This window comes from Planctobacterium sp. R6, from assembly GCF_055755215.1.
The window spans coordinates 1-13,649 of record NZ_JBVTQY010000021.1 but is presented as its reverse complement, the minus strand read 5'-3'; the positions used below and the strand labels follow the sequence as shown (position 1 = coordinate 13,649).

Annotated in this window: 9 protein-coding genes; 8 read left to right on the top strand and 1 reads right to left on the bottom strand. The window is 45.6% G+C overall.

Annotated elements, in window-relative coordinates; translation table 11 throughout:
- Positions 1 to 97 precede the first annotated feature (97 nt).
- A complete protein-coding gene (locus AC0J20_RS13790; RefSeq protein ID WP_473022101.1) occupies positions 98 to 2,662 on the top strand; it encodes an Ig-like domain-containing protein in 2,565 nt (854 codons plus the stop codon).
- Between the two features lie 113 nt (positions 2,663 to 2,775).
- On the top strand, positions 2,776 to 3,891 hold the full coding sequence (locus AC0J20_RS13785) for an arginase family protein (protein WP_473022099.1): 1,116 nt from the start codon (positions 2,776 to 2,778) through the stop codon (positions 3,889 to 3,891).
- Between the two features lie 57 nt (positions 3,892 to 3,948).
- On the opposite strand, the gene astB is transcribed toward AC0J20_RS13785, so the two are convergent.
- On the bottom strand, positions 3,949 to 5,289 hold the full coding sequence (gene astB, locus AC0J20_RS13780) for an N-succinylarginine dihydrolase (RefSeq protein WP_229527439.1): 1,341 nt from the start codon (positions 5,287 to 5,289) through the stop codon (positions 3,949 to 3,951).
- A gap of 260 nt (positions 5,290 to 5,549) precedes the next feature.
- On the opposite strand from astB, the gene topA reads away from it, so the two are divergent.
- The 6 genes from topA (at position 5,550) to AC0J20_RS13750 (ending at position 13,605) form a co-directional block, all read left to right on the top strand.
- Positions 5,550 to 8,201 carry a type I DNA topoisomerase gene (gene topA, locus AC0J20_RS13775; RefSeq protein WP_473022098.1) on the top strand — a complete coding sequence of 884 codons (2,652 nt, stop codon included), beginning with the start codon at positions 5,550 to 5,552 and terminating at the stop codon, positions 8,199 to 8,201.
- Between the two features lie 129 nt (positions 8,202 to 8,330).
- Positions 8,331 to 9,533, top strand: coding sequence for a lipoprotein-releasing ABC transporter permease subunit (locus AC0J20_RS13770; protein WP_473022096.1), 1,203 nt, complete (start codon positions 8,331 to 8,333; stop codon positions 9,531 to 9,533).
- Between the two features lie 46 nt (positions 9,534 to 9,579).
- The gene (gene lolD / locus AC0J20_RS13765) at positions 9,580 to 10,263 is read left to right on the top strand and encodes a lipoprotein-releasing ABC transporter ATP-binding protein LolD (protein ID WP_473022095.1); all 684 of its coding nucleotides are present in this window, start codon (positions 9,580 to 9,582) and stop codon (positions 10,261 to 10,263) included.
- Complete coding sequence (locus AC0J20_RS13760) at positions 10,260 to 11,495, top strand: lipoprotein-releasing ABC transporter permease subunit (protein WP_473022094.1); 1,236 nt, start codon at positions 10,260 to 10,262, stop codon at positions 11,493 to 11,495. The genes lolD and AC0J20_RS13760 overlap by 4 nt, the downstream gene beginning before the upstream one ends.
- A 4-nt stretch (positions 11,496 to 11,499) precedes the next feature.
- On the top strand, positions 11,500 to 11,964 hold the full coding sequence (locus AC0J20_RS13755; protein WP_473022093.1) for a DUF2919 family protein: 465 nt from the start codon (positions 11,500 to 11,502) through the stop codon (positions 11,962 to 11,964).
- Positions 11,965 to 12,174: 210 nt separating this feature from the next.
- Entirely contained in the window at positions 12,175 to 13,605 is a 1,431-nt protein-coding gene (locus AC0J20_RS13750) for a hypothetical protein (RefSeq protein WP_473022092.1), read from the top strand.
- Positions 13,606 to 13,649: the final 44 nt, after the last annotated feature.

The following is a 13,649-nucleotide window of genomic DNA, read 5'->3' as shown; positions in this document are numbered from 1 at the left end:
TGGGACAAGCGTAACAAGATTGTTTGCGAAGCTGAATAAAAAAATTTAAAAGTGGGGAAGTCGCGTGCTCAGTATAAAAACGATAAGGGATCTTCTGATGGCTATCTGGTCCAAACACATTTTAACCTTGTTGGCTTTGTTTACGCTAACCGCGTGTGGTGGCGGTGGTGGCGGCTTAAGTCGTGATAATAACGATAATCCAACCGATCCAGATACCACCTCCTTGTCCGTCCAGTTGACAATTCAGGAGGCGGAAACCGGCACCGCCAGTAACCAATTAAGCCTGGCAACACCACTTTCGATCACTGCAACTGTGACCGATGCCGATGGCAATCCCGCCGATGACGAATTAGTCACCTTTTCTTTTAACCAGGCCGGACTGGCAAGCTTCTCTCCGGAAAATGGCACGGCTTTAACAAATGCACAAGGGGTGTCCAGTATCGGATTATTGGTTGGTTCTATTCAGGGAGATGGGCTGGTTACGGCTGAATTGCAAACCGGAGAAAGCGCGCAAATCGGTTTTAGCTCACTGGGCGATGCCAGTGTAACCGGCAAAAACATCAGCATGCGATTGCTCAATACCGTATCAGGCGAAGAGGATAACGATCTGGCATCTGCTAACCCATTGCGGGTTGAAGTCTCAGTGACCGACCAGACGGGCGCGCCAATTTCCGATGAGTTGGTGACATTTTCGCTGTCAAATGACGCTCTGGCTTTTTTTGATCCTGCCAGTGCCACGGCACTAACCGAAGACTCTGGTGTTGCCACTATCAATTTACGGGTTGGCCAGGTGGCGGGGTCCGGAGTGGTTATAGCAACGCTTAACACTGCAGAGCAGGAAGATATCGGATTCAATTCAGCCGGTGATGGGCAGGTGGTAGAAGAGCAGCCTGCGACCCTGGACTTTTTCACCAGCTCCTTATTACTGGCCTCCAGTGGTTCTGATGAGGTAGAGCTTATCGCATTGGTAAAAGATGAAGACAACATATTGATGGAGGGCATTGATGTCTCGTTTTCTTCTAATTCGGGTGAACTCAGTATCATACAGGGCACGACACTGGCTGATGGTACTGCCAGGGCCAGATTGACCTCACAGAATAACCCGGAGAACCGTACCATTACCTTGACAGCCAGGGCCGGTGGCCTGAGCCGCACCTTAACGGTTGATGTTACCGGGACTGTCGTGAATATTAATGCCCCAACCTCGGTGATTCTTAATGACACCGGTGATATCAGCATCATAGTGGCAGATTCTGATGGTAACGGTATTCCAAATCAGCAGGTTAGTTTGTCTTCGCAAGTAGAAGGAGCCCTGTCTGATACCAGCCCGGTAACCGATGAAACGGGTTTAATTACGCTGACTTACAATGCTCTGCTGTCTGGCACTGATGTGATTACCGCAACGGCGCTGAATGCCAGCGCATCACAGAGTATTATTGTTCAGGAGGACGAGTTTAGTTTTGCCAGAGCTACGGTAGAAGATGTGCCGCTAAATACGCAGGAAAGCATCACCATTAGTTGGTTAAAAGACAATACCCCTTATCAGGGAGGGGACATAGTATTAACCACCACCCGCGGCACTCTGAGTACTAATGCAGCCGTTACGGATGAAAATGGCCAGGTTACCTTTACCGCCAGTTCCAATACTGCTGGCCCGGCAATCATCAGTGCGCGTGGCACCGATTCGGATGATGGAGAAGTTTCTGCGCGTATTGAAGTGGAGTTCATTGCCACCGAAGTGGCCTCTATTATTGTTTCTGCCAGTCCCAACTCTATCGGCCCGGGTGGCCAAAAAAGTACCATTACGGCGGTGTTGCGGGATCCCATCGGTAACCTGGTGAAAGGTGTTACTGTGGGATTTACTGCTGAAGATGTCAGTGGCGGGAGTTTGTTTCCTCCCGCTGCGGTAACTGACAGTAATGGCCTGGCATCCACAGTATTTACCTCTAATACGGTAACCAGTGAAGATGCCATCGTGATTACGGCAACCGAAGATACCTCGGGGATAGCGGCCTCCACCAATATTACTGTTGCTAATCGCGCTTTATTTATCTCTATTGGCACCGGTAATGAAATTCTGTCACCGACAGGAGATAGCTATGAAAAAGAATTTACCTTGTTTGTGACGGATGCAAACTCAAACCCGGTTCCTAATGTGGAACTTACGATTTCCGGTACACCGGTAAAATACATCGAATTATTAGACCCCAACGCCGAACCTGGTGATGCTAATTATCAGGTCAGAAGACCGGCTTATTACAAAGGCTACTGGGAACCATTCCCCAACGCTGATGCGTTTGAATATTGGGTTGCTGTTTATACTGCTGCCTGTTCTAACGAGGACATTGATGATGACGCTATCTTAGACAGCGGCGAAGATACTAATGGCAATGGTGAGATAGATCCGGGTAATGTGGGTGCCATTGATGGCAACGTAATTACGGATCAAAATGGTCAGGCGCGATTTAGTTTCAGATATCCGAAGAATTTCGGCGCCTGGGCAACCATAAAAATTGTTGCCAGCACCCCGGTGGCAGGCTCTGAAAATCGAAGCAGTCTGTTTCACACCCTGGGGGTTTCCGCAGAAGATGCCACCATTGAAAGTACGCCGCCTAATGACAATGATTTTGGATCAGGTAACTCCTGCACCAATACGTTGTAGTAACGTTAAAGGCGACCCCAGGTCGCCTTTTTCATCACTGGCTTTTACGCAAATAATGCGCTCGGTGCTATTCTTGGTAGAAGATATACTATCAAGATCGCGAGGACTGTTTTGTGTCATTAACGCCTGAAGAAAAACTCAATCATTACCTTTGTGCACCGGGGAATGGGGTATTTACCGTCCAAACTGCGAAAGACAAAAAGGAAGTATTGCACCAGCGTTTGTATGGCGTCACCGGCGACGATGCTAACAAAGCCTGGCGTAAAAAGTTACAGGAATATTGTTACTACAAGGTAGATAAACCCCTGGTGTTCGGTATTTGCCATGACACCGGTGGTGGCATTTTACGCGGTGCCAATTGGGGGCCGCTATTTGTGCGACAAGCCCTGTACGACAGAATGAGTAAAAACAGTATCACCTACGATATTGGCGATATTCGGGTTATTCCACACTTGCTCATGGATAAATATTTGAATTCTGCCACTGTGCGTAGTTGTCGTTCAGCACTCTATGACAACGAGCACCTTGAGCTGGCAGTGAGCCCGTTATCCATCGCCTATGAGGTTGTGCGCTGTGCCTATGAACTCAATCAGGGGGCGCGTTTTTTCGCCTTAGGCGGTGATCATTCCATCAGCTATCCGCTAACCAAAGCCTATATTGAACAACAAAAAAAACTGGGTAAGAAAGTGGGTATCATTCACTTTGATGCCCATACGGATTTACTGCAACAGCGGTTGGGTATCGACATCTGCTTCGGCTCCTGGACTTATCACATTCTCAACGATCTGGAGCGGCCCTTCCACGTTGTACAAATTGGCATTCGCTCCAGCGGCAAACCGAAAGAGCACTGGCAGGAAAAATACGGTGTTAAACAGTACTGGAATTATGATGTTAAAAATCGGGGTATAGAAGCCATCGCGTCGGAAACTATTGAGCACTTTAAACAGGAAGGTATCGACGAGATTTACCTGACCTTTGATATTGATGCGATTGGCGCAGAATACGTGAGTGCCACCGGGACCCCTGAACCTGACGGTTTGTCACCTGATGAAGCTGTAATGGCCGTGGAGATGTTTGCTAAACACCTAAACATCACTTCCGGGGATATTGCCGAAGTCGCGCCCTTTGTCAGTACCAAACACTCCGGAACTGATGCCGATGAGCCTGAATCAACCTTGAGTGCCGCCGGTGAAGTGTCACGGGCGATTGTTGATGCGATTCAGTTTTAATTTCTGAGTATTAATAAGAAAGGGAGCTTATCGCTCCCTTCGTAAAGTCAGTCTGTGTTACGCCTGCTGGAAGGTGTAAACTGAGCCAATTTTTAGAATTTGCGTTAACTCATCCAGTGCAGAGCGCGACTCGTTGAGCAATTGCGGATCGGCCAGGTCAGCCACAGACAGTTGGTCTCGATAGTGCTTTTCAACCCAGGTGTTTAATCGGGCGAACAAGCCATCATTGATCAGCGTGTGTTGATTTACCGCCGCCAGTTCGTCTTCGGTCAATGCTACTCTAAGGCGCAAACAGGCAGGGCCACCGCCGTTACGCATACTCTGCTTAACATCAAAATATTTCACCTGTTTTATCGGTGTTCCCAGTGTAACTAACTTATCCAGGTAGCGACTTACAGATTCACTTTCCTGACATTCTGTAGGGGCAATAATCGCCATTTCACCATTCGGTAAAGTGAGTATTTGGGTGTTGAACAGATAGGTTTTTACCGCTTCCAGTACGCTGACATCGTCACGAGCAACTTTGATAAAATGTAGGTCATCACCGTTGAACTTGTCGCGAATTTCGGCAAATTTCGATTCTGTGTCCATAAACGCATCTTCGTGATAGAAGAGTACATTTTGATTACCAACCGAAATTACATCATTGTGGAACACACCCTGATCGATTACCGCCGGGTTCTGCTGCATAAACACCGCATTTTCTTCGCTCAGTCCGTGTAACCGCGCAATGGCCTGAGATGCCTCTAAGGTTTGGCGAGCGGGGTACTTTTGGGGGGCAGGCTTTGAAACATCAAAGGCTTCTTTACCATAAACAAACAGCTCTACACCTGAGCGGCCATAATCTGCGCACAGGCGGGTATGGTTAGCGGCGCCCTCGTCACCGAAGTGATCGTTGTCGGGCAAATGCATATGGTGCTGGAAGTATTTTGGATTCTGAAATGTGCCTTGTAAAATCCGTCCGGTGATCATTGGCTCCAAAGAGCGATGAAATTTGTTGGTTAAATTAGCCGGTGTAAAATGTACCTTGCCATCCGCAGTGTCTGCGCCGGGGGAAACTGTGGCGGCATTCGCTGTCCACATACTGGAAGCTGAGCACACTGATTGTAAAATATGAGGCGCTTGTTTTGCCGCTTTTTGCAGCACGTCTGCGTCGGTGCCGCTAAAACCAATTCTTCTTAAAGCATGCACATTGGGTCGCTCTTGCGGTGCTAATACCCCTTGTTGCATGCCAAGGTCGGCCAGCGCCTTCATTTTAACCAGACCTTGTTTTGCCGCTTCTTTAGGATTACTTGTCGCCTGGGCATTGCTGGAAGAGGCTACGTTGCCAAAGGACAACCCCCCGTAGTTATGAGTTGGCCCAACCAGACCATCAAAATTGACTTCGTATTGCTTCATTAGTTTCCTCTAAAGAGTTGAAGAATTCGCCTTGAGTTCTTTCATCGCGTCGCCATTATACGTGTTTTAATGCTTGTGCCAATCTTGAAGACCTTATTTTTAAAGGGCTGCAGAGCATGAATGAGATAACTATGAAGAAAATCTTGTTTTCTATTCACTTTGCAGATATACCTAAAAATAGGAAATTTTAATAACAGCATGAATGTAATGTTCCACTGGTAGTTGTGAATACCAGTCAGGTAAAGGTTAGAACGTATAATATGGCAAAATCGCTCGTTATTGTGGAGTCGCCAGCCAAGGCAAAGACAATAAATAAATATTTGGGTAAGGATTTCATCGTAAAATCCAGCGTCGGGCATGTCAGAGATCTGCCAACGAAAGCATTAGGCAAAGTTCCGCCCAAAAAACCGGCAAAAGAACTGAAAGAATTTAGTGAAGATGCAAAGCAACAATATTTGCAGCATTACGAATATCAAAAATTGGTGGATCGCATGGGAGTGGATCCGCAAAACGACTGGGAAGCCCACTATGAAATTATGGCGGGTAAAGAAAAAGTCGTTAATGAATTAAAAAAGCTTGCTAAAGATGCTGACCATATCTATCTCGCAACGGATTTGGATAGAGAAGGAGAGGCAATTGCCTGGCACTTGCAGAACATTATTGGTAATAAAAACAAAACCTTTCATCGGGTGGTGTTTAATGAAATTACCAAAAATGCCATAAAAGAAGCCTTTGAAACACCGGGCGAAGTCAATACCGCCCGGGTTAATGCACAACAAGCCAGACGCTTTTTAGACAGAGTCGTGGGCTTTATGTTATCGCCTCTGCTGTGGAAAAAAGTTTCCAGAGGGCTTTCAGCCGGACGGGTGCAGTCGGTTGCTGTGCGTCTGGTGGTTGAACGCGAGCGGGAAATCAAAGCCTTCATTCCTGAAGAATATTGGGATGTTCACGCTGATGTGAACAATCAGGCTAACACACCATTCAGAATGATGGTGGCAAAACAGCATGGCAAAACCTTTAAACCGGTTAATAAAGCGCAAACAGACAGTGCTTTAGCGCTGCTGGAAAAAGCTAAATATGAAGTGGTCAGTCGCGAGTCCAGACCCACCAGTAGTCGTCCAGGCGCTCCTTTTATTACGTCTACATTGCAACAAGCTGCCAGTACTAAGCTGGGCTTTGGGGTGAAAAAGACCATGATGATGGCACAGCGATTGTACGAAGCTGGCCACATTACCTATATGAGAACTGACTCAACCAATTTGAGTGCTGAGGCGTTGAATAGTGCCCGTGGCTATATCGAATCACAGTTCGGTGATGCCTATTTACCGGAGAAACCTAACTTTTATGGTAGCAAAGAAGGCGCTCAGGAAGCCCACGAAGCTATCAGACCAACGAACGTTGATAAGTTAGGGGCTTTCCTTAACGACATGGAAAAAGACGCTCAGCGGCTTTATGAGTTGATTTGGAAACAGTTTGTGGCCTGTCAGATGACACCTGCCAAATACGACGCCACGACGATCACGGTAAAAGCGGGTGACTTTGATTTAACCGCCAAAGGCCGGGTATTAAAATTTGATGGTTGGACCCGTGTTCAGGAACAGATAAAGCGCAAAGGCGAAGAAGACAACAACTTACCCGATGTTAAGGAAGGCGAAGTTCTCAATTTACTGAAACTGGACCCGAAACAGCACTTTACCAAACCACCAGCGCGCTTCAGTGAAGCCAGCCTGGTTAAAGAGTTGGAAAAGCGGGGCATTGGCAGACCGTCTACTTACGCCAGTATTATTTCTACCATTCAGGATCGCGGCTACGTGCGCCTCGAACAACGCCGTTTTTATGCGGAAAAAATGGGGGAAATTGTCAGTGACAGATTACTGGAAAAATTCAATGATCTGATGAGCTATGATTTTACCGCGAACATGGAACAACATCTGGATGAAATTGCCGAAGGCAAACTCAAATGGAAAGATGTACTGGATGAGTTTTACGGTGGTTTCTATAAAAAGTTATTAGCCGCTGAGCTGCCTGCCGAAGAAGGCGGAATGAGCAGCAATAAATCAGTTGAAACTGACATTAAGTGTGATAAGTGTGATCGCGAGATGATGATCCGCACCTCATCAACCGGTCAGTTTCTGGGCTGCTCGGGTTATAACCTGCCGCCCAAAGAGCGCTGTACCAATACCATGAACCTGACTTCTGCCGATGAAGTTGTGGATCTGGACAAAGAAGACGAGGCAGAAGCACAGGTGTTGAGAAAGCGCCACCGTTGCCACGTTTGCGGTACGTCAATGGACAGTTATGTTATCGACGAAAAGCGCAAGCTGCACATATGCGGCAACAGCCCGACCTGTACCGGATACGAAGTAGAGCAGGGCAACTTTAAAATCAAAGGTTACGACGGTCCGGTTATTGATTGCGATCGCTGTGAAGCCCCGATGGAGTTAAAAACAGGTCGTTTTGGTAAGTATTTCAAGTGTACCAATGAAACCTGTGGCAACACCCGTAAGCTATTGAAAAATGGTGAAGTGGCTCCGCCGAAATCCGATCCAGTGGATTTACCTGAATTGCCCTGTACTAAATCTGATGCCCATTTTGTGCTCAGAGACGGCGCCTCCGGCATCTTTTTAGCCGCACATAACTTCCCTAAGTCGAGAGAGACACGGGCGCCACTGGTAGAAGAGTTGTTGCGTTTTAAAGACCGACTGCCGGAGAAGTTACGTTATCTGGCGGATGCTCCCACACAGGATAACGAGGGCAACAAGACTCTGGTACGGTTTAGTCGTAAAACGAAGCAACAATATGTTTCTTCCGAAAATGACAAGGGTAAAGCGACCGGGTGGACAGCCTGGTTTAAGGACAATAAATGGGTGATTGATGAACCCAAAAAGCCCGCCGCCAAAAAGTCTAAATGACAGAAATTGAAATAAAGGCTCGCAAGAGCCTTTATTTTTAATACAAAACCCTTATTTTAGTGGCTAATTGAGCACAGCGCGTTAAGCCTCCGGTATAGCGCAATTGAAGACTTACACCAGGTAAAATGGATGTCACTACCCGCGTCAGTATTTATTGGATTTCGCTACAGCAATAGCCGAAAGAGCAATCAGTTTATCGCCTTTATCAATGCGTTTTCAGTGGCGGGTATCGCGTTGGGCTTACTGGCACTCATTGTCACCAGTTCAGTGATGAACGGCTTCGAACAACAACTCAAAGACCGGATTTTAGGCCTGGCTCCGCATTTTATCGTTGAAGGGCAACTACCCGATAAGGCACGCGATGCCTTGCAGTCCTGGATCATTAGCGATGCGCCCTACAGTGAAAACGAAGCCGTCATTCAGGCTCAGGAAGGTCTTAAACCAGTTTATATCCAGGGGCTGGATGGCAGTGCCTTAAAACAAGCGCAACAATTTCAACTCAACATGGTTCAGGGGAATCTGAATACGTTGGTGGCCGGTGACTACAACATTGTGGTCGGGCGACTTTTGGCAATGCGCCTGAATTTAACTGTCGGTGATGAAGTTCGGGTCATTATAGCCGGGGCCTCTGTGTACACCCCTTTGGGCCGTATTCCGGCACAACGCAAGTTTACTATCAGCGGTATTTTTGATGTGGGTTCTGAGTTAGACGACAAAGTGGCGCTCATAAACCTGACCGACCTTGCCAGATTGCAACGCAAAAAGCCGGATGACATCACAAATACCCGCTTATTTATGCAGGACCCGTTTCAGTATCTCTCAGTCAGGGAGGTATTAACACAATTTGATTTACAGTGGACAGACTGGCGTGAGCGCCAGGGTGCTTTGTTTGATGCGGTTAAGATGGAAAAAAACATGATGTTGATCATGTTGTTACTGATTGTGGCGGTGGCGGCGTTTAATATTGTTTCGGCACTGGTAATGGTGGTGAATGAAAAACAGGGCGACATCGCAATTTTACGTACCCAGGGTATGAACCGCTGGCAAGTGATGCAGATTTTCCTGGTCAATGGCATATACAACGGTGTTAAAGGAACCCTCATCGGAGCGGTGCTGGGCATTTTGATAACCAGTCAAATCAATAACATCATTCATTGGTTAAATTTACCTATAGTGAACTTCCTGCCGGAGGGAGAGTTACCCATTGTTATGGATGTTACCCAAATCAGCGTGCTGATTGGTACGTCATTAGGCTTGTGCATACTGGCCTCAATTATTCCGGCGTGGCGTGCGTTAAAGGTTAATCCCGCCAACGCATTGCGTTACGAATGAGCCGATTTGTTCATGGTCACCGAAACAACAGGACACATAAGACGTTATGAGTAGTTTATTGCAATGCCAACACATCAGTAAAACCTATGTCGATGGCGATCGTGACGTCCAGGTTTTAAAAGATGTGAATTTTACTATCAACAAGGCGGAGCAGGTGGCCATTGTCGGTGCATCCGGCTCAGGAAAAAGTACCTTGTTACATATTCTTGGCGCATTAGATCAACCAACACAAGGCCAGGTTATTTTTCAGGATCAGGATATTTTCCAGTTCACAGAAAAGCAGCAGGCTCAGTTTCGCAACAAACGCCTGGGTTTTGTTTATCAACAGCACCACTTACTTCCTGAATTTACCGCACTGGAAAATGTCGCCATGCCGTGTCTGATTGCCAGGATGAGCAAGTCTGAGGCGCAGGCAAAAGCGAAAAGTTTACTGGAAAAAGTCGGCCTGTCTGAGCGTTTAGAACATAAACCATCAGCCTTATCAGGCGGTGAACGGCAAAGGGTTGCTATCGCACGGGCTTTAGTGATGGAACCTCAGTTGGTGCTGGCAGATGAACCCACAGGTAATCTCGACGATGCGGCGGGAGAGAGCATTTACCAGCTACTGGTGTCGTTGAAAGAAACCATTTCCACCAGTTTTGTCGTGGTAACTCATGATAAAAGTTTGGCGGCCAAACTGGACAGAACCCTGTTACTCAAACACGGTGTTTTGACCGGGGACAAACCATGACGTCACTTCCACTGTTACTGGCGTCGCGTTTCAGGCGGAGTAAAAAGCAGAGCGGGTTTACCTCCTTTATTTCAGCGTCTTCCACAGTTGGTATTGGGCTCGGATGCGCCGTGCTGATCATTATGTTGTCAGTCATGAATGGTTTTGAAAAGGAGCTAAAAAACAGTTTATTAGCCTATATTCCCCATGGGGAGTTGTTTGCAGTCAGCCCACAGGGAATGAACGACTGGGAAACCATGGTCGACGTCTTCAGCAAAGATCCCAATGTAAAACTGGTACAGCCTTACATTACCGCCACGGGCCTGGTGCAAAAAGGAAAGGCAAACAAAGCGGTGGAGTTAACTGCAATATCACCGAAGTTGGCAAAGCTCTCAGCACTACCCGATAAGGTTGAGGCATCACAGTGGGCACAATTTCAGGTAAATCAACAAGGCCTGATCCTGGGACGTAGTATCATTAAAAAGCTCAATCTGAGAATCGGTGATCAGGTTCAGGTGTTATTGCCGAAAACCGGTGCCGGGAAGCTGTCTTCACCAGATGCCATTTGGCTGACTTTACTGGGTGAAATTCATCTGGGCGGGGAGCTGGATAGCTTCGTAGGCTATATGCATCTGAATACGGCGGCAAATACCCTGGATGTGAGTACCGGCGCAATGGGGATTCAGTTAACTTACCACGATCCCTTTATTGCTCCCGCAAAGACCAGAGAGTTAGGGCATCGACTTAATCAGCATGCTTACATGAGCGACTGGACCCGAACGCAGGGACATTTATATCAGGACATTCAACTGGTGCGCTTTGTTGTGTATATCGCACTGACCCTGGTGATCGCTGTTGCCTGTTTTAACATTGTATCATCATTGGTAATGGCGGTTAACGAGCGACAGGCCGAGATCGCGATGCTGAAAACCATGGGGGGTAGTAACCAGCTTATTATCGCTACGTTTATGTGGCAGGGTATCATTAATGGCTTGATCGGGGTGACCCTGGGCAGCATTGTTGGCGTTTTGGCTGCGAATAATTTAACCGGGATCGCAAGTTTCTTTGAAACTTTGTTTGGTTTTCAAATATTGTCGGATGATGTCTATTTTATAGATTTCTTGCCATCAATGTTGAATCTAAAAGATGTATTAGTGACCATCTTTACGGCATTAATTTTAAGTGTTTTAGCGACATTATATCCCGCTTTTAAAGCTGCAAAAGTTAATCCTGCAAATGTGTTAGGACATTAATATTTTGTCTAAAGAAAATCGAAATATCACTATTTATCCTGAGCATTATTACGATAAAGATGGGTATTTAAAACCACCGAAAATATTATATTTTTCAATTGTTTATTTGCTGCGCGGCTACATTATCATCGCACTGTCTTCCAGCTACGGCAGTAACACCGAAACACTGCTTGGGATCTTCTATCCGCAGCTTTCCTTACTTTATATCCACCTTGTCATTGGCCTTCCGGCGTTAGTGAGTTTTGTGCTGTTAACCGCGCGTTTTTCCCTGCGGGAAAAGCAACGATTCTGGCCCCTGAAAGCCATCAAGCCACTGATCATATTGGGCCTGATTATGGATGTGCTATTGCATATTCACATCGCTCAACTGCAGTACTGGCAGTTTGACTGGATACTTGGGGGCCAATTGTTAGTGTCATGGCTGCTTTTATACTTTGTCGCAAAAAGAAAGCTAAACACAAATATATAAACCCGGAGAATCAACTTAGCCAAATTAGACTTCCTAAGATGTCGTCTGCACTAATATCACACTTTTCTCTCTTGTCCCTACATTTGCTGGGAGATTCCTGCTTTACATCTGTAAGGTATATTTTTCCTAAGTTAGCCTTGCCTAAAATTGTACACATGGCTATGGTACATAATAACGCCGTAAAAATTACTTGGGATAAGTGTTTAGGTTGTGTTAGTGCTTGTACTTCAACTGTCAGTTTCATTTCTAAATTTCTCCTATTTGTTTGTTGAATCTCTATTAAGCAACAACATTGGCTTTGATTCTTTAAAATTTAAGAACATTAATAGCAATATAGAGACATTGACTTTTGCCCGAGTGTTGCTCTTGATTTTGACTCCCGTTCAGTTTAGTGCTCTTGCCTCCATAGAAATGCATTTTCAACCAATTGATTCTGTTGATGAAATTGGTATGACTCCAATGAATGTTATTGAACATGATTCTACTTTTTGGGTTGGGACAACTAACGGATTGGTAATGTTAAAACCCGGCGAAAGGCGAATATTTAATTCTTATAATGGTTACACCGTTGCTAACCAGGTTTCAGGGATAGCTATAGACTCCAGGGGTACTGTTTGGACATCGATAATTGGTGGAGGCGTATTCTATGTAAATCCGGTTACCATGCAACACGGTATGTTACAGGACATCACGCATTTACCACACCTTAATTGCTCTGATATTGCGAAGAATGATATTACCGACCAACTACTAATTGCCTGCAACGATACACTTTTTTTATTCAATATTCAGGACAAAGAGCTGATAAATTTGCATGAAAGGGGATTAAAGAAAATAAGCGTAAACACATTAGCATTTGAGAAATCAAATTCTTTTTTAATTGGAACCTGGGGAGAGGGGGTTTATCGGCTCGACATTAGCAAATTTAAGCTTGATGCTGTTTCCACTAAGCCTGAACAGGTTAATGCCATTACTATTGGTTATAATGGTGAGGCATTAGTCGCCGGCACAAACGGTGCATATGTTATAGAAATGTCATCAAAAAAACTCAAAAAACTGAGTAAAAAAGTGAACGGTTTAATTTGGGACGAAGATGTAAATACAGTATTTCCCCTTAGTACATCCGATTACCTTATTTCATTTTCTGCGCATGGGCTGCATCAATATGATGTTTCGCACGATCAATTAAAAAGGCCTGAGCATTTGTTTCCGTTATTGCTCGATAGCAGGTTTGGGGACGTAAATACCATTAGTTTTGCGGATAATAAGCGATACATACTAGTAGGGGCCGGAGAATTTGGGATTTATATGTTGCCTTATGAGCATAGTTTTGTTTCATATTTTACTGGTGACGATATTCGAACTTCGACGATTTCATTCTTAGAAAAAGTTGGAGAGCAGTTTTTTATAGCAGATGATAATAGTTTGTTCACCTTTGACGTTACTTCTAATGAAGTACATCTTTTTTTAGAAGGTGCCGGTTACACTTATTTTGTTGAATACTACAATAATAAATTTCTGGTAAGTACCTATGAAAAAGGTCTTTTTGTTTTAGATGAGACAGGCACTATTCTTGATGAAAGTATGGAAGTCACAGGGTTGCCTTCGACACCGGCGTTTTTCAAGGTAGTTGTCGCCTAAGCCGTTAAGCTGCTTCTTTTTTGCTCTCCGGATTAAGTTCCACA